Annotated in this window: 20 protein-coding genes; 7 read left to right on the top strand and 13 right to left on the bottom strand. The window is 45.1% G+C overall.

Annotated features, from left to right (window positions below; translation table 11 throughout):
- Positions 1–5 precede the first annotated feature (5 nt).
- Positions 6–1,580 (top strand): maltose ABC transporter permease MalF, encoded by a 1,575-nt coding sequence (gene malF / locus ACQEXT_RS13750; protein WP_426952550.1) that lies wholly within the window; start codon positions 6–8, stop codon positions 1,578–1,580.
- 12 nt (positions 1,581–1,592) lie between these two features.
- Positions 1,593–2,483 carry a maltose ABC transporter permease MalG gene (malG, locus tag ACQEXT_RS13755; RefSeq protein WP_138973193.1) on the top strand — a complete coding sequence of 297 codons (891 nt, stop codon included), beginning with the start codon at positions 1,593–1,595 and terminating at the stop codon, positions 2,481–2,483.
- Positions 2,484–2,819: 336 nt separating this feature from the next.
- On the opposite strand, the gene ACQEXT_RS13760 is transcribed toward malG, so the two are convergent.
- Both ACQEXT_RS13760 and ACQEXT_RS13765 read right to left on the bottom strand, forming a co-directional pair.
- Entirely contained in the window at positions 2,820–3,065 is a 246-nt protein-coding gene (locus ACQEXT_RS13760) for a hypothetical protein (protein WP_138973194.1), read from the bottom strand.
- A 123-nt stretch (positions 3,066–3,188) separates the two neighbouring features.
- Positions 3,189–3,674, bottom strand: a complete 486-nt coding sequence (locus ACQEXT_RS13765) for an acyl-CoA thioesterase (protein WP_269375683.1) — start codon at positions 3,672–3,674, stop codon at positions 3,189–3,191.
- Positions 3,675–3,927: 253 nt separating this feature from the next.
- On the opposite strand from ACQEXT_RS13765, the gene ACQEXT_RS13770 reads away from it, so the two are divergent.
- Complete coding sequence (locus tag ACQEXT_RS13770; RefSeq protein WP_426952551.1) at positions 3,928–4,134, top strand: hypothetical protein; 207 nt, start codon at positions 3,928–3,930, stop codon at positions 4,132–4,134.
- Positions 4,135–4,329: 195 nt separating this feature from the next.
- Here the strand turns inward: ACQEXT_RS13770 and ACQEXT_RS13775 are convergent, their stop codons facing one another.
- The 3 genes from ACQEXT_RS13775 to ACQEXT_RS13785 all read right to left on the bottom strand — a co-directional run bounded on the left by ACQEXT_RS13775 (position 4,330) and on the right by ACQEXT_RS13785 (position 7,574).
- Entirely contained in the window at positions 4,330–5,766 is a 1,437-nt protein-coding gene (locus tag ACQEXT_RS13775) for a glyceraldehyde-3-phosphate dehydrogenase (RefSeq protein ID WP_426952553.1), read from the bottom strand.
- Positions 5,767–6,103: 337 nt separating this feature from the next.
- Entirely contained in the window at positions 6,104–7,177 is a 1,074-nt protein-coding gene (locus ACQEXT_RS13780) for a porin (protein ID WP_426952554.1), read from the bottom strand.
- The gene (locus ACQEXT_RS13785; protein WP_426952556.1) at positions 7,152–7,574 is read right to left on the bottom strand and encodes a hypothetical protein; all 423 of its coding nucleotides are present in this window, start codon (positions 7,572–7,574) and stop codon (positions 7,152–7,154) included. The genes ACQEXT_RS13780 and ACQEXT_RS13785 overlap by 26 nt, the downstream gene beginning before the upstream one ends.
- Positions 7,575–7,727: 153 nt before the next feature.
- Between ACQEXT_RS13785 and ACQEXT_RS13790 the strand changes: the two genes are divergently transcribed.
- Positions 7,728–10,364 (top strand): ATP-binding protein, encoded by a 2,637-nt coding sequence (locus tag ACQEXT_RS13790; protein ID WP_426952558.1) that lies wholly within the window; start codon positions 7,728–7,730, stop codon positions 10,362–10,364.
- On the opposite strand, the gene ACQEXT_RS13795 is transcribed toward ACQEXT_RS13790, so the two are convergent.
- The 6 genes from ACQEXT_RS13795 to ACQEXT_RS13820 form a co-directional block, all read right to left on the bottom strand.
- A complete protein-coding gene (locus ACQEXT_RS13795) occupies positions 10,365–10,814 on the bottom strand; it encodes a dCMP deaminase family protein (protein WP_138973198.1) in 450 nt (149 codons plus the stop codon). It lies immediately after the preceding gene.
- Positions 10,815–11,604: 790 nt separating this feature from the next.
- Complete coding sequence (locus ACQEXT_RS13800) at positions 11,605–12,882, bottom strand: cytosine deaminase (protein ID WP_426952559.1); 1,278 nt, start codon at positions 12,880–12,882, stop codon at positions 11,605–11,607.
- A 9-nt stretch (positions 12,883–12,891) separates the two neighbouring features.
- Positions 12,892–14,130: a cytosine permease gene (gene codB, locus ACQEXT_RS13805; protein ID WP_138973200.1), complete on the bottom strand. Its 1,239-nt coding sequence runs from the start codon at positions 14,128–14,130 to the stop codon at positions 12,892–12,894.
- A 727-nt stretch (positions 14,131–14,857) separates the two neighbouring features.
- Positions 14,858–16,204, bottom strand: coding sequence for a magnesium transporter (locus ACQEXT_RS13810; RefSeq protein WP_426952561.1), 1,347 nt, complete (start codon positions 16,202–16,204; stop codon positions 14,858–14,860).
- 196 nt (positions 16,205–16,400) lie between these two features.
- Complete coding sequence (locus tag ACQEXT_RS13815) at positions 16,401–17,624, bottom strand: HlyD family secretion protein (protein WP_426952563.1); 1,224 nt, start codon at positions 17,622–17,624, stop codon at positions 16,401–16,403.
- Entirely contained in the window at positions 17,624–17,947 is a 324-nt protein-coding gene (locus tag ACQEXT_RS13820) for an MFS transporter (RefSeq protein ID WP_269375671.1), read from the bottom strand. Before ACQEXT_RS13820 ends, ACQEXT_RS13815 begins: the two co-directional genes overlap by 1 nt.
- Positions 17,948–18,055: 108 nt before the next feature.
- Between ACQEXT_RS13820 and ACQEXT_RS13825 the strand changes: the two genes are divergently transcribed.
- Positions 18,056–19,075, top strand: a complete 1,020-nt coding sequence (locus tag ACQEXT_RS13825; RefSeq protein WP_426952565.1) for a helix-turn-helix domain-containing protein — start codon at positions 18,056–18,058, stop codon at positions 19,073–19,075.
- On the opposite strand, the gene ACQEXT_RS13830 is transcribed toward ACQEXT_RS13825, so the two are convergent.
- Positions 19,072–19,731 carry a pyridoxamine 5'-phosphate oxidase family protein gene (locus ACQEXT_RS13830; RefSeq protein WP_426952567.1) on the bottom strand — a complete coding sequence of 220 codons (660 nt, stop codon included), beginning with the start codon at positions 19,729–19,731 and terminating at the stop codon, positions 19,072–19,074. The two genes, ACQEXT_RS13825 and ACQEXT_RS13830, sit on opposite strands and share 4 nt — an antisense overlap.
- Before the next feature lie 96 nt (positions 19,732–19,827).
- On the opposite strand from ACQEXT_RS13830, the gene ACQEXT_RS13835 reads away from it, so the two are divergent.
- On the top strand, positions 19,828–21,249 hold the full coding sequence (locus tag ACQEXT_RS13835) for a PLP-dependent aminotransferase family protein (RefSeq protein WP_426952569.1): 1,422 nt from the start codon (positions 19,828–19,830) through the stop codon (positions 21,247–21,249).
- 38 nt (positions 21,250–21,287) lie between these two features.
- Complete coding sequence (locus ACQEXT_RS13840) at positions 21,288–22,046, top strand: class II glutamine amidotransferase (RefSeq protein ID WP_331428032.1); 759 nt, start codon at positions 21,288–21,290, stop codon at positions 22,044–22,046.
- Here ACQEXT_RS13840 and yjeH read toward each other — a convergent pair.
- Positions 22,039–23,298 carry an L-methionine/branched-chain amino acid transporter gene (yjeH, locus tag ACQEXT_RS13845; RefSeq protein WP_426952572.1) on the bottom strand — a complete coding sequence of 420 codons (1,260 nt, stop codon included), beginning with the start codon at positions 23,296–23,298 and terminating at the stop codon, positions 22,039–22,041. The two genes, ACQEXT_RS13840 and yjeH, sit on opposite strands and share 8 nt — an antisense overlap.
- Positions 23,299–23,440 lie beyond the last annotated feature (142 nt).

Below are 23,440 nucleotides of genomic sequence, written 5' to 3' on the forward strand. Positions count from 1 at the left end.
CTCTTATGCAGTCAGTTCAAGGTACAGATGTTATGCCATCTACAACAACGAGCTTGCCATCAAGTAAAAGCGTATTCATCAAATGGGGCGTATTGGCCTCTGTTGGTATTGTTAATGGCTACGCAACCGTTCTTATGTATTCTCGTGGTGAGACGGCTTTTGCGCTACTTACCCTTATTTTAACCGCTCTGGCGTTGTACATTTTTGGTAGTAAAAAGACATACGCACACCGTTACATTTATCCAGGCATCGCAGGCATGATTCTATTCATCCTGTTCCCTCTTGCTTACACGGTCAGTCTTGCTTTCACTAACTACAGTGCGAAAAACCAACTTTCATTTGACCGTGCCCAAGTGGTACTGATGGATCGTACATTCCAAAGTGGTGATAGCTATCCATTCACTCTGTATAAAACAGAGACAGGTCACCTTCTTTCAATCAAGAAGGGTGATCAACTGCTAGCAACTGATGTTTTTGACCTTGCTTCCCTGACAGCAACCGATATGGATTTGAAGCCTGTTGACTCGATTGAGGGTGACAAGGAACAAATTAAGACGATTATCAGCCACAAAGTGGCACTGGGTAATCTCGACCTGCACCTTCCAAATGGTGACGATATCCGCATGAGCGGCTTACGTAAGTTTGCTGCGGTTGTACCGCTCTACACGATGCAAGATGACGGCGAGACGCTCTACAACAACCGTACTGGTGAAACTCTACGTCCAAACATGGAGATTGGTTTCTACCAGCCTATTGACGAGAACGGCCAATTTATTGGTGCGACGGTATCTCCTGGTTTTGTCGTCGACATTGGTGCGAAGAACTTTGAGCGAGTTTGGAAAGACGAAGGTATTAAAGAACCGTTTGTCAGCATCTTCATTTGGACAATTCTTTTCTCAGCGTTGACCGTTGGTCTGACCGTGATCATTGGTCTGGTACTTGCGAGTATCGTTCAATGGGAGGAGATTAAAGGTCGTGCAATTTACCGAGTGTTGCTAATTTTGCCTTACGCAGTGCCAGCGTTTATCTCAATCCTAATCTTTAAAGGTTTATTTAACCAAAGCTTTGGTGAGATCAACATGGTACTAGAAGCACTATTTGGTATCAGTCCATCGTGGTTTTCAGATCCGCTAATGGCGAAGGCAATGATCGTCATCGTTAACACTTGGCTAGGTTTCCCTTACATGATGATTCTGTGTATGGGTCTGCTTAAAGCGATTCCGGATGACCTTTACGAAGCCTCGGCAATTGATGGTGCTAACTTCTTTGATAACTTCCGTACTATCACATTACCGTTGATGATCAAGCCGCTTACTCCGTTACTTATTGCGAGTTTCGCGTTCAACTTTAACAACTTTGTTCTAATTCAGTTGTTGACTCAAGGTGGACCAAACATGATTGGTACTTCTGAGCCAGCGGGTTACACCGACCTACTTGTAAGTTACACCTACCGTATCGCTTTTGAAGGTAGTGGTGGTCAGGACTTTGGTCTAGCAAGTGCTATCGCAACGCTTATCTTCCTATTGGTTGGTGGATTGGCACTACTCAACTTACGCTTCACTAAGCTGTCTCAAGATTAAGGAGTACTGACAATGGCAATGGTACAAGGTAAGTCACTTAAATACCGCGTATGGGCGACGCATATTGCTCTATGGATTTTCTTGTCAGCGATTATCTTCCCACTACTGATGGTGGTTGCGATCTCATTCCGTGAAGGTAACTTCGCAACGGGTAGCCTGATTCCAGATAATCCGTCACTGGAGCACTGGAAACTGGCATTAGGTTTCTCTGTTACAAACGCTGATGGCTCGGTTACACCACCACCGTTCCCTGTTCTTACTTGGTTGTGGAACTCTGTGAAAGTTGCGGGTATTACATCTGTGCTTATTGTGGCTCTGTCTACTACTTCAGCGTACGCTTTTGCTCGTATGCGTTTTAAAGGCAAAGAAACGATTCTGAAAGCAATGATGATTTTTCAGATGTTCCCAGCCGTGCTAGCCCTTGTGGCACTTTATGCGCTGTTTGATAAGTTGGGTCAGTACATTCCGTTCCTTGGTTTGAATACACACGGTGGTCTAATTTTCTCTTACCTTGGTGGTATCGCACTGCATGTTTGGACCATCAAAGGGTACTTTGAAACGATTGACACCTCATTGGAAGAAGCCGCAGCTCTTGATGGTGCGACACCTTGGCAGGCGTTTAGATTGGTACTACTCCCTCTTTCTGTGCCAATTCTTGCGGTAGTGTTTATTCTGTCGTTCATTGGTGTTGTAGGAGAAGTTCCTGTGGCGTCATTGCTACTTTCTGATGTAAACTCTTACACATTAGCGGTTGGTATGCAGCAATACCTCTACCCTCAAAACTATTTGTGGGGCGATTTTGCAGCGGCAGCAGTACTGTCTGCCTTACCAATAACCATCGTATTCTTACTTGCTCAGCGCTGGTTGGTCGGAGGATTGACCGCCGGTGGTGTGAAAGGTTAATAAGAACGATAAGGGCGACCGCAAGGTCGCCCATTTGTTTCTCTGCTTAACACTTTTGGTTTGGCCGCCGATCAGTTAAGAAGAGAGCATAACTGGCGTTACGCATAGCTGGCTGTTAGCTAGATTCCTTACTATTTACTACTAACAGTTTTTGTAACCATTACCCGGCTTGTCCGGGTATTTTTATGTCTGAAATTCAGCTATCAAGGGATTATACGGAGGCAAAAATGGAACGGCAGGGTCGAATAGCGGTGTTGCGAGGAGGCGGTGATTACAAAATGCAACGCATAGAGGCGTTGCAGATAGTTGCGGCAAAAAGCACAGAAATGCTAGGGTTTATAGCTCGCGGTTAGAAGGTGCACAGCCTAAATGTTGCAAAAGCACATAGATACTTTCCTGCGACAACGCGACTTTTCTAAACAGGTCGGCGAACAGTTCATCTCCACCAAAGCAGGTGCGTATGTAGTGGTTTATCTCTGCGTCCCCATAGCCTTCAACATACATTGTCCGAACCCATTGATACTCTATCGCTTTCAGGTTCAGCAGCGTTGATTCACTCAATGTGGTTTGACTCAGGTTCAAGGTCTATTCCTTCAATTGTTTCTGTGCTCAAGGATTTAAACAAAGAAACATGAAAGAAAAATGACAGAGGCTGGGTTGTGGTGCCAAAACACTCTCTGCCATCACAACCGTGTGTTGAATGGGTTATTTCAGATACTTGACGTGAGCTTCCATCTCTTCACCGATCTGCTTGCGCATATTCATCAGACGGATGGCTGAGTCGCGTAATTCGATGTCTTCAGGTGTCTCTGGAATCCATTCTGGAACAGAAGTTGGTGTACCTGTTTCATCCACGGCTACCATGATCACGATGCAGTGAGTTGTAAGACGATTTTTGAGCTCTTTAGGATCGCAAGCCTGTACATCGATTGCGATATGCATGGAGCTTCGACCTGTGTAAATCACTTTGGCACTGACTTCGACCAAGTTACCCACATGAATAGGTTGAACAAAGCGAATTCCGCCTGCGTAGGCAGTAATACAATACTTACCACTCCATCCGGCAGCATTAGCGTATGCCGCTAAATCTATCCATTTCATCACGGCGCCACCATGGACTTTACCGCCAAAGTTAACATCTCCGGGCTCAGCTAGAAAACGTAAGGTTATATCTCGTTGACCAGTACTCATCTGTCAATCCTTATTGTTATAGGTGTGTTTGCGACTCGCTAAAATACTAGATAACAAAGCTGTCAATTATCTGCAACATCTATTGGAGTTTAGACGCAAAAACAAGGTCTCAAGCCTGATATTGTCGTCGTATGCAGCACTTCGTGGTATTTCGATTGAAGCGGTATACTCTTGGGCGTTTTTTTAAACTTCTGTTCATGTTTGATTCATTTTGAGTTCGTTAAGCTGAAGCTAACTTAATAGAGGATTGATTATGAATAGAATGATTACTGGCGTATTTGCGCTTTTCATCGGTTTCTTTACCCTCATATTTGGCTTGATTCTAGCTATACCGCTAACGATAGCGGCGCTTATTACAGGTAAAAAACTCGAACGAGCAATTAAAATGAACCACCCACTGTTCAGCCAAGGTAACCGTAAAAACGTTATCGAGGGTGAATTTGAAGAAGTCTCCAAATAATGACCGTAGTATAGACGGCACTTGTGACTCTCTCGTGGTGAAAACAAAAAGGCCACTTCCATAAAACGGAAGTGGCAACTACGGGGGATTATTATAGGTATTAGTGTTGTGGAGTTTTGCTCCCGAGAAGGTGAGAGCGATATTCTGTTATAAGCAGGCTCTATTCAATAGAACCCGCTTATTTATCCCGCGAGATTATTTTGTAGGGAATGTTTTGTAACGAACACCCATCATCTGTTCCATACAGTGAACAACTTGGCAGCTGTAGCCGAATTCGTTGTCGTACCAAATGTACAGAACACAACGGTTATCTTGAGCAATCGTCGCCGCGCCATCAACGACACCAGCAAAACGAGAACCAACAAGGTCAGTTGATACGATTTCAGTAGATTCAGTGTAATCGATTTGCGCCGCTAGCTCAGAGGTCAAAGCGATTTCACGTAGGTAGTTGTTCAACTCTTCCTTGTTAGTCCCTTTTTCTAGGTTAAGGTTTGCAACAGCCATAGAGACGTTAGGCGTTGGTACTCGAATTGCGTTACCAGTTAGCTTACCTGCTAGTTCAGGTAGTGCTTTAGCAACTGCTTTCGCTGCACCCGTTTCAGTCAATACCATGTTTAGCGAAGCGCTACGACCACGACGCTCTCCTGAGTGGAAATTGTCAATTAGGTTTTGGTCGTTAGTGAACGAGTGAACGGTTTCAATATGACCAGAAGTGACAGTGTATTTATCATTGATCGCTTTTAGTACCGGAGTAATAGCGTTCGTTGTACAGCTCGCCGCAGAAATAATCGTGTCTTCAGGTTGAATAACGCTGTCGTTAACACCAAACACAACGTTCTTAATGTCGCCTTTGCCTGGAGCCGTCAGCAGAACTTTTTCTGCGCCGTTACACTCTAGGTGCTGGCTCAGACCTTCAGCATCACGCCATACACCTGTGTTATCAACAACGAGAGCGTTGTTGATGCCATAGCTGGTGTAATCCACTTCTTGTGGTTTGTTTGCGTAGATAAACTGGATGAAGTTGCCATTTGCAATGATTGCTTTGCGTTCTTCATCAACAATGATGCTGCCATTGAACTGACCGTGAACAGAATCACGACGTAGCAAGCTGGCGCGTTTTTCTAGATCGCCTTTTTTACCACCACGAACGACAACGGCTTTTAATCTTAGTGGGTAGCCTGGGCCGCTTTTCTCAACAAGTAGACGAGTAAGCAGACGACCTATACGACCAAAGCCGTAAAGCACGACGTCACGTGGTTCCGTAACGCTCTTGCCATCCATAGCACCCATTAGAGAAGTGTGAAGGAAATCCTTTACGCCATGCTCATCATCTCGTCCTTTCCAGAACTCGTGCGCAAGCTGACCAACGTCGACACGACATGGTGACAGTTCCATTTCAGATAACGCTTTAATCAGTGGAAGAGTTTGTTCTGGGGTAAGAGAAGTACCTGTGTAACGGCGTGCTAGACGGTGAGTTTTGATGATATCAATGGTTGCCGCGTTGACTAGTGTTTTACCGAAAAGTAAAACTTCTACGCCTTTCTGACGGTAAAGCTGACCAAGCAGGGGAGAAATAGATTCCGCAATCGTTTGGCTAGTTTGCCAGTCTAAAAGATGTTTCTCTGGACTCATGTTTCGTTTGGACCTTTCACGTTTTGGGGACTGACTCTACTTTGCTGTTGTAGGGGAGCAGGTAGAGATAAATAAACTATGTATTATTTTTGTAATTTTTATGCGGCAGGATTGTAAGGTCTAACATCTTATTCTGCTAGTAAAATTAATATGAGACCTAAAGGCCATAGATTGAGGGTGATTTGGCGAAAAATACTGTAATGAGTACGAGGGATCGCCTATTGACATTTTTAAAGGATGTAGCTTATTTCGTGATAAAAAATACTTGTCGCACATAAAATGTGTAACAAGAATGCGATTTATCTCGTCTGTCTGTGATCAGGGTTGATTAATACACTTAAAAGGTAAACGATACACCCGCGGAAACGACATCGACTTTAGACGCGAGCGGTTTGCTCGGATCTTGCAACTGAGTAAACTGTCCACTGATCACGTTTTGCTCTCCTGTGAACCGTTGCCATTCGAGAGATGTATTGATTTGTGGTGTCCAGTCATAACGAAATCCGACTAAGTAGCTTTCGCTGGTTCTTGAAACCCGAGCCTGACCATATTGAATATAAGGTGTGATTTTCCCCAAACTGTAATCTAGCCCCGCATACCAGTTAGCACTAATATCCTTGGTTAAGATAGCTTCTGCTTGAAAGTGAAGGGCGTCGAAATAGTGGCTCAGACCAACGGAAAACATGTCCATTTTGTACACAGACTGTGCCGAAATAGTGTTGGCTTCTGTTGCATCAACATTTACATACGCGAATCGAACTAAGTTATCGCCGTAGTACAACTCAGAAGAGAGCCCGATAGCTCGTGAAATATCAAGGTCGATACTTTGTCCGTAATAGTGGTAATCGACTTGTCTGGGCAGTGCATAAAAGGGGCTGATGTTAAGTTGCAGATCATCCCCTATAAAATATGACATATCTCCCGTAATGCCATCGTAGTAGGTGATTCCGAGGTTGTTGCTATAAATCTCCAACGGAAGACGGAGCCAGGGATAGGCACTTGAAACATAGTAGTATTCAGACATGATAAAGAGCGGGATTCGTAATCTGCCGGCGGTGATTCGAGCGTTACCCATCGCGTATTCAACAAATGCTCGTTCGATTTCAGGGGAAGAAAAGTGATCTTGAGGTCGTTTTACGACTTGAACAGTAGATCGGAAGTTCGCCCCCATCAGCCAGTCCATTTGCAGCCCTAAGGTGGTATCACAATCAAAGCACCATTCGTTCGTAATATCTCGAGTGTCAATCACGGGTGTTGCATTGTCACTTTTTGCTGCTGAGAGAGTGCCAAAGCCACTTAACTGTATGCTTTCATTTAAATTATATTGTGCAGAGCTTGGCTTAGGTATCAAAGCTGACAGTATCAAAATAGCCGTGACCACGGCGCTATTCAGTGAGTTTATAGATGACATAAGCGTCCTCTGGAAGTAAGTGTTCTGGAACATACGCAATGCCATTCGCGTTGTTCCTTAGCCAATTAACGATGACGATTTTTGATTCATCCTTTATTTCGATTGGCGCAACTGCATTGCCAGAAAAGGATTGCCTAGCCCAAATAGCCGACATTTGGCTAGGTGTTTTATTGAGTAATTGTTGGTAGAAGAGTTTTCGATAGGCAGAGTCGCGCGGAAGATCCATCAATCGGGTAGCAATGCCATTGATGCTGGATATTCGGCCTCGGTAGAGCATTTTGACTTGGTTTGAATGTAGCGCTTTTATCTCAGGATTCAGAGTAATGATGACAAACGTTTGTCCCATCACAGGCAGGCAGAACCCAAACAGAAGTGCAAACATCAGTAGTCTGTTCAAAGAAATCCTCTCAACTGCTTATAAGAAGCATGTTGTCTATCTCATTTTAGTACAACCAAGATGACACACTTATATGAAATATCATGCGACGTTGTGAATGTTCATCTACGCTTATATTTCGTTAAACCAAATTGATTCAAGGAATGAATCCGGATGCGACTGACTAATATGTCTATAAAAACTAGACTATTTATCTTATGCCTCATACCTACTTTAGTAATCATTGCGTTCAGTGCCAATCAAGCGAAGGATTTTCAGGGCAGACTTCACAGCTATCAGCTTGTAGACGAAAAAAACACCACGATTAATTTGTTAACTGAGTTCTCCAACCATTTATCTACTGCTCTAAATAAGCGTTTGAACGGCCAAAGTGCGTCGACTTCAATCAATATGGGGCAGGAGCTACTCCAACTTGTCGCCGTCACCGCTCATACTGAGAATCACGACCATCACGGTAAGCCCACAGTTAATCAGGCACTTAGCTATATCGAAGAGTTACAACAACTTATGCCAGAGTTAGAGTCAGCGAGCCCAGAGTCAACAGTCGAGATTGGCCGGTTAATCTACACTGTCTACCATGACTTAATCATGGAAGTGCAATCACTGGCTAGCCATAACTCTTCGATTGCGATTCACAGCTTAGATTTGGTGCTTTCTGATTTGAGTTGGCTCTATTACTGGATGGAGAGAGAGGCTTGGCTGACTCAGGAAATCAACTGGTTCGGTTGGGTATACACAGATTATGCGGAGGAGTACTTTCGTATCAGTGAAAGGCAGCAGTTCTATTTGGACAAATTTATTAATCTTGGCGCGGACTCTGAGCAGATCGATGTGCTACTCGACATTTTTGCTAGCCGAGATTTTCAGCAAGGTCTGCTGGTTAAAGACCGACTACTGACTTTTTCACAGAGCAACAATGTGCCAGAGGGTTTCGTTGACATCATTCAAAAGCGAAATAAAACCGTGAAACGTCAACTGATTATTTTCACCCAGCAGTTGCAAACCGAACTAAAACACGCCATCAGCAACGCGGAGCAAGCACTGTGGTTAATCGCAATTTTAGGCGTGACCATTTTTACTGTGATGTTTACCTGGGGATCTAGCACCCTGATGCGAATCAACAGCAAGCTTGCCAAAATCATTCACGTAATGGGTCGCTTGAAAGAGAAAGATGGTGCGGAGCAGATCCCTGTCGATGGTAAAGATGAATTTTCGGCATTCGCCAGCGAGCTCAACCAAATCATAGAACAACAAAAAGAGTATGAACAAAAACTGGTAATGGCAAAAGAAGACGCTGAGGCAGCCAGCCGAGCAAAAAGTATCTTTCTTGCCAATATGTCCCATGAGATTCGCACGCCCCTAAACGGAATTATTGGCATGGCGGAAATACTCTCGGATAGCCATCTATCGAGCAGTCAGAAAGAGATTTTGTCGGACATTGATACCTCGTCTCATGCCCTGCTAGTGCTGATCAACGATATTTTAGATTTGTCTAAGATTGAATCTGGAAACCTGGTGCTATCAATTCACAGCGTCAGTTTACGAGAAATGGTGTTTGACACAATTAATATGATTAGTTCAAAAGCGCTAAAGCAGGACGTCGAATTGAAAGTTGAGTTCGCGGATGATCTTCCTAACCATATTGATATCGATGACTTTCGCTTTAAACAAGTTCTGATGAACTTGCTCAGTAATGCGGTGAAGTTCACCCAACAGGGATCGGTCAGTATTGAAGTGGCAGCACAGGAAGGGTTCCTCGTTTGTCATGTTGCTGACAGTGGGGTAGGCATTTCACAGGAAAAGTTGAGTGAAATTTTCAAGCCATTTACTCAAGAGGATGGCAGTATTACACGCCGATTTGGTGGAACGGGCTTAGGACTTGCGATATGCAGTCAATTAGTCGATGTGATGCAAGGTACGATTTCTGTCAGTTCAACACTCGGTGTCGGTAGCCGTTTCACGGTTTCGGTCCCTTTGATTATCAGTCAAGAGCAACCCGCTATCTTTCAGTTGCATGAGCGTGTGTTGCTGGTGGTGAATGAATCCAAGTATCGCCAACTGGTTATCAAAGAGACGGTACGTTTAGGTGTGGAACTGCTGACGTGTGAAACCGTTGAAGATACCTTATCGATTGATAACGAGTTTTCCTTAGTGCTCTACTGCATCAGTCAACAACGAAGTGCAAGACAGGATCTCATTCAGATAAGAACTTGCTTTCCAAATTCGGAACTGATTGGTCTACATCATCATTTATACGCAGAGCCAGAACTGGAGGCCTTACTGTCAGCGCACGTCACTTTACCTGTACTGGGGAGAAGATTGGAGTCGACACTTAAAAATGCGCTTTCCGCTAGGCATTCGGAGTCTTTTACTCAGGGAGACAGTTGGCAGGACAATCTCGATGTGCCAGTCAAGAAGGTGCTCATTGTAGAAGACAACCTTATGAATCAGAAAATCGCTTCCTTTTTCCTCAATAAAATGGGCATTGACTACACCATCACAAGCAATGGCCTCGATGCGTTGAATACAATCAAGTCTGGTGAGCGGTATTGTGCGATCTTGATGGACTGTATGATGCCGATCATGGATGGGTTAACCGCGACCAAGAAGATTCGAGAATGGGAGAAGGAGCAAGGCATAGGCAATACGCCGATTATTGCCTTGACGGCTAGCGTATTGCCTGAAGAAATTCAGAATTGTTTTGACGTTGGTATGGACGCTTATCTGCCTAAACCCTACAAATCACAACAATTGTTTGAGACCTTAGAGAGACTTCAGGTTACTTTTTAATTAAGGTTGACCAAGTTCGCTCAATGGCAGCCAGTTCACTTTTACTCCGGCTTGCAAAAACATCTCTTGGCTTACGGTGATTTTGTCTCCCCAACGGGATAGAAAGTCAGCTGTTTGCTCGGGGCAGTGGACTGCGGAAATACCTGTCTGGATAATTTTGGCGGCGCAATTCGGGCAAGGAAAGTGAGTTACCCAGATTTCACATCCATCTAAATCACGTTTAGCAAACAAAATGGCGTTTTCTTCGGCGTGAAGCGTTTTCAAATATTTCATCTCTCGATCATCGGTCATCGCGCTATCGGAAATACCGTGCGGGTAGCCATTGAAACCCACAGAGACAATTCGGTTCTGTTTAGTAATAACGGCGCCAACCTGAGTAGACGGATCTTTACTCCAAGAGCCGACTAATTCCGCCATTTGGTAAAAACGTTGAGCCCACTTAGAAATCATTGAGTCTGTCCTCTAAAAGATATCGGCCTAGAATTGAACTAGGTTAATTGAGTTCTGTGATATTGATCTGGTCATAATATCCTAATTTAAGTGCAGTTAGTCCAGAAAAAAGCGCTGCTGTTTGGTGGATTCACTCTCGTACAAGGAGGCTTAGTGATCCAAGTCACTTTATCAAAGCGGAAGAATGCAGTGATACGCCTGTCACTTTGTGCGAGATCTCTCACGAGGTCGTGAGCATTGAGAGCTTGGTTGTTTGAGAAAAACAGTAAAGTTAATCGTAACTTATTAATATTAAATGCTTTGTATGTTTCTTGAGCAAAGGAGAAATTATCAAAAATGAAAATTTATCCGTTGTGAAAAAATACCGTTAGCTTAATCTTAATTTGTCGGCAGGATGCAGACACGGAACAGGAAAGACCCAAGGATAGGTCATCTTCAGGAAGAAGATTCGATTATTCAGGATGAATAATTGGCATGGAAAGCGAAGGACATTGGCTGGACGCTAGTAGCTAGGATGGTTACACAAGGAAAGACAATGGACGCTTAACGGACTAAGGCAATTGCTATCAGGATGATAGAATCAGGGACACCACTTAGGATTGAGTGATGAGAGTTAACTAGGATAGTTAACGGGCTGGATTGCCAAGGACACCGCTAGGAAGGCGATGATAAGGAAAGTGCTGAAGGATTCAGCTTACTATCAAGGAATAGATGCAGGGAGCACCTATTAGTAGCCGGATTGCTGCGAGTAAGAATAGACCCCACTAGGCGAAAGCTTAGTGGGGTTTTCTTATCGCTTGAACGTCACGCTTTCAGTGCTATCCAAATGTATTTCCGTTGTTGCAGGTTGAGTTTGTGCAATGATCTTACCTGCGCGTACAGAGTATCGAACAGGAACCTGGCGTCGGACGGCATCAAAACCATTCTCAGCAGGTAGAATCAGCAAGCTGCCAGGTTTATCGACTTCGATGCCATGCTTGTCGGTAATGTTCAGCGTACGTGCTGAGTTGGTGCTGATGAGATCTAAACTGTTGTTGATTTGCTCGTAACCCATCACCTGGCAAACATGCAGCCCCATGTGAAGCACTTGTAGCATATTCGCCGTGCCCAACGGATACCAAGGGTCAAATACATCATCGTGCCCAAAGCAGACATTGATATTGGCTGCCAGCATCTCCTTAACTCGCGTGACACCGCGACGCTTAGGGTAGTCATCAAAGCGTCCTTGAAGATGAATATTGACCAAAGGATTCGCAACAAAGTTGATGCCAGACATACGCAGTAAACGGAACAGGCGAGAAGCGTAAGCACCGTTGTATGAACCCATAGCCGTGGTATGACTTGCCGTCACCTTGTGACCCATCTGATATTTATGCGCGAGCGCTGCTAAGGTTTCTACAAAGCGCGACTGTTCGTCATCAATTTCGTCACAGTGAACATCAATCAAGCAATCGTATTTTCGTGCTAACTCGAAGGCATAATGCAGAGATTCAATGCCATATTCGCGAGTGAACTCGAAATGAGGGATTGCGCCAATCACGTCGGCACCTAATTGTACTGCCTGTTCCATCAACTCTTTACCGTTTGGGTAGGAGAGTATTCCTTCTTGCGGAAAAGCGACGATTTGAATATCAACCCATGGTTTCATCTCTTCACGCAACTCAACCATCGCTTTTAGCGCAGTCAGTGTTGGATCTGATACGTCAACGTGGGTACGGACGTGTTGGACACCATTGGCAATTTGCCATTTCAGAGTCTGTTTAGCGCGTGTTTTGACATCGTCAATAGAAAGCAATTCTTTGCGCTCAGCCCAGCGTTCAATCCCCTCAAACAAAGTGCCTGAAATGTTCCAGTTAGGCTCACCTGCGGTTTGGGTGGTATCTAAGTGAATATGTGGTTCACAAAACGGCGCAACAGCTAATCCACCTTCTGCGTCGAGAAGATTTCCTTGGTAAGCCAAATCAGCATCGTTGTCTAAGATCTGCTTAAATTGACCGTCTTCAATCAGGATCTGCTTCAAACCCTTTTGGTCTGGTAGTGTTACGTTTTTGATCAATAACGTTGTCATGATGCTTCCTTACGCTGCTTGTGTTTTCAGCGCGTATTTGTTGAATAGTGGGTTTAGAAGTGCGTAGCAAAGTGCACCGCCAAGTACAGCGTTTAGCGGTACTATTCCCGGAATAAATTTACCTGCTGCAACGCCAACGGCTACAGCAACAATACCAGCCCAGTTAACGGTTTTGAATTGGGCATTTGCAAAGTTTTCATAACGTTTACGGTTGATGATAAAGTCAGCAATGATTACGCCGCCAATTGGTGGGATTGCAGTCGATAAGAAGGTTAACCAGCCAACGAAGTTATTGTATAACCACAAAGCGAATATCGTTCCTACGATGCCGTTGACTATAGACATTATGGTGCTTGAACGGCCTGTAATGTTAGAGAAGCCTAGTCCCGATGCATATAGGGCGTTTTCATTGGTCGTCCAGATATTTAGACCGAGAACAATGATAGCCGGGATCAGTAATCCTTGCGCAATCATCACATCAGAAATGTCCGCTTGACCTGTTGCCGCCGCTCCTGCTGCACCAAAGATAAACATCAGTGAGTTACCAATAAAAAACGCCACCATGGTCACCAGTACTGCGCCCGCTGGCTTTTTACCAAAACGAACGAAATCGGCGGTCAAGGTACCAGCACTGATGAACGAACCTACTACCATTGCCAACGCCACTGAGAAGTCCATCGGGGTTTCAGGCTCAATAAGTTGCAGTTGTGCCAATCCGCCAACACTGTCTACTGCCATAGACACAGAGTAACTACCAAGGATAGCAATTGCCGGTACCGCAACCGCTGAAAGTACCATTAACGCTTTAATTCCGAAGTAAACCGTTGCCGTCATTAACAGGCCAGAGATGATAATCAAGGTGTTGGTGTCAATTCCCGTTGCTTTATGAACTGGAATGGCAAACATGGCAACACCGACACCAAACCAGCCCACTTGAGTGCCACCTAATAGAGCGGATGGCAGCCATGAGCCTTTAGTACCAAATGAGAAACGTGCAAGAAGGTGAGTAGAGAGACCAGTAGAAGCGCCGATGTAGCCGAGAAAAGAAGTGTAAATGCCAAGAATGAGGTTACCAATTAGGACTGCGAGGAAGAAATCGTCAAATGAGAGCCCCGTACCAAGTGAACCGCCTGTCCACATACTTGCGGAGAAAAATGTCAGTCCCAACATGACCATGGTCAGTGAAGCAACGCCTTTTCTCGCTGTGTCCGGTACTGGTCCAAGACTGTAGTTATTGTCCGCAGCCATCTATAACCTCCGCAAATAGAATAATGATGAAAATTTGTCAGTATATTTTAGGTAAACGGCGCGTATTATGTTGATATTTAATTTGCTGTCAATTCTCTAGGTGAGTTTTTTTAATAAATTCCTTATATGTTTATTTTAAGTGTATTAAAAACAATGCGTTATTGGTTTTGTTTCTTTATGTTTATTTCACGTTTAAGATGAATTTAGTTGAACTTAAATCTGATTAATTTCAAACAAATATGAATTTTTTGTATAAGTTGCCATATATGGCATTCTGTAATTAGTGTTTGCTGGTGCTAGCCATTCTCTTCAGATAAGCAAACGTTTTCTTATCATCATTGCGCTTTGTTCTAATATGGGTGGTTAATTTTCGATCTTTGAGTGGTGTTAATGTTGGCTTGTTGGGTGGATTTGGTTTAAAGCTTAAAAAAAGAATGTTTCTGATGTAGAGAGCCGATGGTTTGAGTCAGTTCTTCATATAACAAAAAGGCCAATCTCAAGTTCGGAGATTGGCCGCTATAAATGTGAACAAATCAGGTTCACTAACAACGTCAGTTGGCTAGGTGACCCTCGGCTTAAAAAGGGTCAAGCATACTATTGCAGTATATGTGCCAGTTTTAATAGCGACTAATTGCGCTAAAACGGCGGGTATTTGCAGATATTTACGCTTTTTTTTGCATATTGAAATTGCAAAATGCAACTCATATCATATTTGCTAATTCTGCCTTTACAGCATGACCAAACTCGCCGTGCCAAGAAAAGCAAAGAAGCCAACGACGTCCGTGACTGTGGTGAGGATTACAGAGCCCGCAAGAGCGGGATCCAACTTAAGTTTATCCAGTGCGATTGGAATCAGCACCCCGAACATAGCAGCGGTAATAATGTTGACTATGATGGCTAAGGCGATCGTTGCCCCGAGGATTGATGATTGAAACCATAAACCAGCAATCGCGCCGATGATCAATGCCCACAGCAGTCCGTTGATCGAACCAATGCCAATTTCATTTTTAAGTAGCGCCCAACGGTTACCCGTTGTGATCTGGTTAAGAGCCATAGCGCGGATCATCAGGGTAAGGGTTTGGCTACCTGCGATACCGCCCATTGAGGCAACAATCGGCATTAGAACCGCCAATGCCACGACTTGGGCGATGACATCTTCAAACAGGCCGATGGTGACAGAGGCTAAAATCGCCGTCATTAGGTTGATACCAAGCCAAACCCCACGTTTCTGTGAGCTCTTTACAACCGGAGCGAACAGGTCATCGCCTTCGTCCATACCGGTACCGGCCATTAATCGCGCTTCGTAGATTTCGCGTTGGCTGCTTAGAGCAAATTGCCAATCTATTTCACCAACCAGCAATTGTGATTCGTCAGTGACGGGCATAACGGGTAGAGGGGAGTGCTCCAAAGCATCGATACTTTCCGCCAAACTCAGCTTAGCACTGAGGGGCACGATATTGTCTAACGCGAGATTTTTCAGTCTCTCAACAGGATCGGCACGGAGTAGATCAATGTAACTCACCATGCCACGAAACTGTTTAGCTTTATTGATTAAGTAGATTTGTTGCGGTGCATCATAGCTGTATCGCTCCATCAACCCTTTCGCTTTTTCGACCGAAATACTAAAAGGTAATGTCACCACTTTACGTTCTGCCCAACGACCTAATTCATCGTCTTGGTACTGGTTTGCTTGGTCGTAGAGCTCAAGTTCGTCCTTCTCAATTAACTGCAAGGCTTCATTAATGATCTCTTCAGGAAGAGAATCGGCCCATTCGATAAGCGATAAGTTGTCGAGTTTTGCTAGAGTGAGCTTCAACTCGGTTTCAGAAAGCTGGTCGATAATAGAATGACGTACTTCAGCACGGGCATCGGTCAATGCATCGATATGTAGTTCAAGAGGGAGACTGCGCCATAAACGCACACGATCCTCTAGGGGAAAGGCTTCAAGAACCAGTGCAATAGAGCCGGAATCTAAACCAAGTTCGATCGCGTTATTAAGAATGCTAATCTGATCGGCTTCATCTGCTTGCGCGATCTGCGCAATAAGGGTGGAGAGATCTTGGAACTGGCTCACTAACTACCTCGTTGTTTATACGGAGATTCTGTTTATCACGGTAGTTGAAATTAGCAGAAAAACAATACACTAGCGAGTCACAGACAATAGTTTGAGCATTGGATTGAGGTTGAGTGGACGTTTTTAAGCCATATTAATCGCTGGTGAACCAAATACCGCCAGACGGGCTGGCGGTATATTTGTGTCCTTACAGTGATTAAATGGAATAGAAGTAGTAAAGCTGCGATTTCATGCGGATGATAATTCCGCGAATTGCATCCAAAAACGCCATGAATCCAATCGGTTTTTCACCGCTCACCCACGCCAAGCCGACGGAACCAACGGGTATATCGTAGCCTTGACCTTCTTCAATCTTCAGACGCACAAAGTGGTGCTTGTTTTGCAAGTTATTTCCCGTTGTCGTGCGCACGGATTGGTCCATACCTAATAAGTTACCCTGTGCTTCACCAGTGGCTTCAACAATACCTTCTACTTGAGCTGAGAAAATCTTACCAGGGTAGACTGAAGAGGCAAATTCAGCCGGCTGACCCGGTTTGACATTGCGGATAGCCTGATGATTAACCCGCATTAATACGTACTTCTCATTGGTGTACATTTGGAGGCGAGGCATCATAGAGACGCGCTGACCTTCTCGCAGAATAAAGTTCGTCACGAATCCATCCGCCGGAGCATAGACTTTGGTGCTGTCTAAGTCCCATTGAGCTTTCGCCAGTTGTTCGCTTGCGGTTTTCCAATCCGCTTGGCGGCTCTGAACCGTAAGTTCTGACTTGGTAATCGCCAACTTTGCTTTATCTGCCGCGACTTTCTTACTGCTTAACTCAGACTCAATCGTTGTGATGTTATGTCGAGCTTTTTCAACGGTGGTTTGCTGCTTATCGATATCACTGGCAGTAATGGTATTTTTTACCACACGGTTCTGCTCTTGGTACCGTTTAAGCATTTTCTGTTGCAACTCGTAGTCTGCTTTGGCTGAGGCTAAGCGACTTTGAGTCGTCTTAACGTCCTGCAACATCGAGGTGTAGGTTGCTTTTGCAATGGCAATGTCTTCAATCGAAACTTGATGAGCCACTTGTGCTGCTTCTTCGGCCACTTTGGCCTGATTGAACGCAATCTGGTACTGGGTAGGATCAATCTCGTAAATAAGTTGTCCTTTGTGTACTTGTTGATTAGGTTCAATGTAGATTTTGTCTACTTTGCCCGTAACATTGGTTGAATCAGGGCGCAGTTGAATATGAGGAGATTGAACAACAGAACCACCGGATAAGTCCATTGGTGTGAAGTTGATTAAGCCAACCCAAACAAACATTAGCCAGGATACCCCACCTAGATAGGCGAATGTTTTCGTTGCCTTGTTCCAAGGCATACCGATCAAACGCAATAGATAGATAAACAGTGACCATACTGCTAAGCCTTCTAACATTACGCTTCCTCCTGATCGTTGTTGACTTTTGGTGCATGGCGCCAAGTATCACGAAGGTTGATGATGGCTTTTTCCACATCAACGAATGCAAGAATGACAGCGAGAACCCAAACCCAGTGCCAGATAAAACCAATCCAAGTGAGTGCAGTTATTAATCCTATTTGATGATGATCTTTACTGTGGGCTTTATTGATGGGTAGTTCGTGGAATTTCCAAAATCCAAATAGTGCGGCAGAGATAGTGCCTACAAGCACAACAGTAGCGACGACGTGCAAGATGGTATCGGCGCTGGTTCCAACGAACGGGACACTTAGTAAACTCATTCAAGGCTCCAATGTAATAGCGGAGCTTGATTGTGATCTAGATTTGAAAGTTGGTAGACATTGTGACACATTGAGTCAAATATCACTCCAAAATGAATGGATCTGTCAGTGAAGAAAGTGAGATTTATCCGTGCTATCGGGATTATGAACATCCACCATGAAGCACGTAGACGCTACAACATTGGATCTGGTGAGCTGGGTATCCCTGAGGATATCTTCAATAATCCGATGACCTTGATCCCCATCTCCGTGGTCAATGAATGGTACTCGAGACTTGAGTGTCTGACTGGCAACCCTGATGTGATTTTGGATCTTGCGCGGGATCATGAAGTTTCTCGTGCTGGCGCGATCAGTCATTGGTTGTTGTCAGGTTCCGACTTTGCCTCAACCATTCGTCGTCTTAACTATGGGTTGAGCAGCCTGCAAAATGGCGCTTTCCTTTCTGCGTCCATCAGCGGTTCCATCATCAAATGGTCATATCGAAATCCGCATGTTGAACCGAGTTGTAAAGCTCACGACAGTATTCGAATGGCGATGATTCTGGTCAAAGTAATGCGTATGTATCTTGGCGACGACTTTGCACCCTTACGGGTCAGGTTGTCAGGGATACGCAAAGACCACAGTAAGTATGTCACCTATTTTGGCTGTGACGTCGATTGGAGCCACTCATGTACGGAAATATGGTTCCATTCTGATTTACGTTTGGTATCCAAGCAGCAAAGCCAGATACAGAAAGGGCGTTTAGCGATGAACTTCGCTGACCTCGATGAGTTATTGAACATGCCCGATCCTGAAGATGAAGTCAAAGTCATCTATGAGGTCATCAATTATAGCCGTTACTATGGTTTGCCGACTCTTGAGCATGTTAGCTCCTTATTAGCTATGTCACCCCAACAGCTTCAAAGAGCATTGAGAAAACTGGGCATGAACTTTTCAACGGTATGTGGCTATGTGCTGAGCAATATCGCTGTCTCTATGCTGGCTAAAGGGGTGGACACGGATACCGTGGCGAGACGATTAGGTTATCAAAATACCGCGAGCTTTAATCGGATGTTTAAGAAAAATCGCGGGATGACGCCCAGCCAATACATACAGCATTTTGCTTTGGATGGGCAGAGAGTGAATTAAGTCTCCTCGTGCCAACGAGAACCATAGGCCTGACTGTAATCAGGGAGGTGCTGATGCTTGGAATCACTGGCGGCCGTTAGGGGACCAACAACGGTGCGATAGGGTAGGTAGCCGGCAAAAGTGTTTAGTGAGAGATCGCTCTGATCGTCGTTTACCTCACCACAACTGATCTTCACTGACGCTTCTGTCAAAGGAATAGCGAGCAGCATGGTGGCGTTTAACTCTTTAGTGCTACTTAAACGGACATCCTGTGTACGTTGTGGCGCGATTTGCTCAATAAAGTGATTGAGCAGTCTGTCTTTGTCACTCAGATCTTCAATCGGAGTAAACTGGCCCAATACAACCGCGCTGCGATAGTGAGCGCTGTGGTGAAATGCACTTCTTGCCAATACCCAACCGTCAAACAGAGTGAAGGTCAAACATGTCTGAGCTCCACTTTTTAAATTGCGCAATAAGCGGCTATTGTGAGCGCCATGGATGTAGACATAGTCGTCAACACGCCAAGCGAGCATTGGGATCACGTAGGGTTGATCTTGAGTGGTAATCGCAATATGTGCGACCAGTGATTCATCGATGATGTCGTACAAAGCTTGCCTGTCGCTGACGGCTTTATGCGCCCCTTTCTTAATTTCAGTTCGGCTGGTGGTCGATAACATGACTCTCTCCTCGATAACGGTTTGATTTATCGTTAATGTAGCTTTAGATTGGATCTTAATTTAGAGCCAGTTTTAGATAATGGATGGATCCACTTTATGGCGTTGATTGATATTGGCGACTTGCAACTTGATGACAAGACGACCACCAAACAAACCGCGTTGTTTGAGGCGATTCGCAACAAGATAGTCGCGCAGTTATGGGGTAAAGGCTTAAAGCTTCCCTCGACGAGAAAACTGGCACAAGAGCTCAATCTGAGTCGAAACACCGTGATACACGCCTATGAACAGCTTCACGCAGAAGGCTATTTAGAAAGTCGCATCGGGTCAGGTTACTTCGTCGCACTTGAACTGCCCGATCAGTTTGTTGCCACCTCTGTGGCGCGGGCCGAACCTCAGTGTGTGACTACCTCTTCGATTAATAATCAAGCGTTTGCTCCCGGAGTTCCTGATTTGGCTCAATTCCCTCAGCAGAAATGGCAAAGGCTACTCATGCGTCACTTAGGTCGAGCCTCGTTATTAGGAGGGCAAGAGGTGCAAGGAGATATGACGTTGCGTCAGGCGCTATCTAGCTATCTGGCATCAAGTCGCTCCGTGGTTTGTCAGCCCAGTCGGATCATTATTACATCTGGTGCTCAGCAGGCTTTGGCCATTGCCGCGTTGTTAACTAAGCAGCAGGACTCAGGTGTGTTAATGGAACAGCCTGGTTATACACAAATGGCTAAAGTACTCAAACTGTTCAACTTAGCGTTGCTTGAAGCGACAGTGACAGAAAAAAATGGCCTCGATTTAGAGAGGGTTGAGCAAAGCGAAGCACGGGTGATTTATGTGACACCCAGTAATCAATATCCAATGGGGACAACGCTCGATATCAATCAACGACTCAGGTTGATTGAGTGGGCGCAGCAGAGGCAGGGGTGGATCATTGAAGATGATTACGACAGTGAGTTCCAGTTTGCTCATCGTCCTTACCCAAGTTTACAGGGATTGGCGGCAAAAACCGGTTATGACGATCATGTGATTTATGTAGGCTCTTTGAGCAAAGTGATGTTTAACGGCTTGAGGCTCGGCTACCTTGTGGTTCCGGAATCGCAGGTTAAGAAGGCGTTGATGATTAAAGATGCGCTAACAGGGGACTCGCCCACTCATGCCCAAGCGGCTCTCGCAGACTTTATCTCAGAAGGCGATCTTATCCGCCATATTCGCAAGATGCGCCGTTTGTATAAGCTAAAGCATCAACGAATGCTTGAAATGATCACGCTCTATTTTGCGGATAAGGTTGAAGTCATCAGCCAAGCGGCAGGTTTACACATTACCCTTAAATGGCGAGGTTATGTTGATGAACAGCAGTGGACGGACTTAGCGAAACAACGTGGAATCGTGATTCGTCCTTTGAGCTATTATGAACATACTAGTCAAACTCAACGAGACTGGTCTGGTGCAGTACTTGGTTTTGGAAACGTTGCGTTAAACGAGATAGAAATGCACATTCAAACGCTTGCCGAGTTGTTTGAATCGTGATGATATGAAGCAAAGTAAACATCATATAAGGGAAGAACATGTGCCGCTGGTTAGCGTATCAGGGAGAGTCGATCTATTTAGATGAGTTGGTTTATCAGCCGGAACACTCATTGGTCCATCAAAGCTTAGAAGCGAGAAAAGCAGTGACTCGAGTCAACGCTGATGGTTTTGGACTGGGTTGGTATACTGAGCGGAAAACGCCGGGCCAGTTCCATGAAGTTTTACCAGCGTGGGGAGATGAGAATCTTCGCTCTTTGGCTCACCATATCCGTTCACATCGCTTTATGGCACATGTACGCTCGTCCACCGGAACGCAAGTTTCGCGCTCTAATTGCCATCCATTCATCTATGAGAACTGGATGTTTCTTCATAATGGTCAGATAGGTGGTTTTGATCAGGTTAAATACCCATTGCAGCTATTGCTCAGTGAGCCACTATTTTTGAAACGTATGGGGACAACTGACAGCGAGTTGATTTTCCTGTTAATGTTGCAAAATGGTTTGGTAGACAACCCGATTGAAGCGATAAGAAAAACGTTGGAAACGATTCGTATCGAGATGGAAAAGAAACAGATTGGCGATCCGCTAAAAGCGTCGATCTGTATTTCTGATGGTCAACACTTCTGGGTAGTGCGTTATAGCTCTAACCAAGATGCGCCGACCGTGTTTATCAAACAAGATGGCGCCAACATCGTATTGGCTTCTGAGCCTTTAGAGCAAAGCAGTGAGTGGAAATCGGTTACACCACAAAGTATTCTCCAAATCCACTCTGACGTTGTCGAAAGTTTTCTTATCTAACGTTGCTCTGTCTTAGCGTTCGCCATCTTTTCCAAGGTAGGTTTAGTATGGCGAACACAGAGACTGCATAAAGCATCGACCAACCTAGGCAGACAAATACTGCACTACACAGCACTAGTGAGAGACCCGCAAGCTTGCGGCTAAAACCGGTCAGTAGCTTATAGGCTGACAGCATCGCGAGCAGGTAGATAAGTACAAAGATTCCGTTCGCGAGCTTAAGGAAAAACTCCAAGTCTAAGCCAGACATTTCACCGAACAGACATGACACCAAAACCACTGCGCCGACGGCTAGGGTGGCGTTGGCGGGTACCCCTCGAATGGATAAACGAGCGATTGCGCTTTGAGGTGTGTACTCTCTTGCTTGTGCCCACAACATACGTGACAGGCTCTGAGTGTATAGGTTGACACTGGCAAAACAGGCAGCAAAACCAATCACACTGATGAGTGTTTTGAATTCAACCCCAAACAACTGCTCTGATATCCAGGGGATAGAGGTACTGTCGAACGCGGGGTTACCGAACGCGCCCATTTTGAGAATGATGATTGAACAGATCCAATAAGTAGCCCCCGCGACAAAACAGCCAATAATGATAGCGATTGGAAAGTCGCGTTGTGGATTCTTAAACTCTTCTCCCATATGGGCAAAGGCTTCAATACCAACAAAGCACCAAAACATCACGCCAAGAGCCAATCCAATCGGCAGTAAGCCTTCAGTGGTGAGAGGAGGCAAGGTGAGGTCTTGGACAGTAAAGCCGCCTTTCCACCAAAATGCCGTAATCAAAGAAAAAATGGCGATGGCAATGACGGTCTGTAGGCGGCCTGATGATTTCGCACCTGCCAGATTGACGCTAACCAACAGTGCAACGGTTACTATTTGCGCTGTTAACGAGGACCCGAGGCCGTCGGGTAGTAGTTGTTGCAGGAAACCCGCGGCTAAAGCGATCGCGGCAGGCACCCCTACCGGTATGACGCTTAAAAACAGCCAAGCGACGCTTTTTTCAAGTTTGGTATTGAATGCTTTGCGAACAAAATAGGCGGTGCCGCCAGCGTTGGGAAAGTGTTTACCCAGTTGAGCAAAGGTTAAAGCGATAGGGCAGATGGCAATAAACAGCACCAGCCATGCCCATAACGACAACTGACCAGCGATGCCTGCAGCGATGGCTGGCACCATAAATAATCCCGTGCCTAGCAAGGTCGTTGATAGCTGTCCGATCCCTGACAGCAATGTAATCTCTTGTTTTAATTGGCTCATGTCTTCCTTGCATCCCTGCATATTTTTTCACATAGATTAGCTGAAGCGGCTTATCTATGCATTAGTCATTTCGTCGCAGTTTGCCGTCATATTGTCGGTTTGCTAACTAAGCGCTGTCAATTTGTCTGCTTTCATCTGGCGA

Origin of the sequence: Vibrio sp. TRT 29B02, from assembly GCF_050113655.1 — a bacterium.
GTDB lineage: Bacteria > Pseudomonadota > Gammaproteobacteria > Enterobacterales > Vibrionaceae > Vibrio.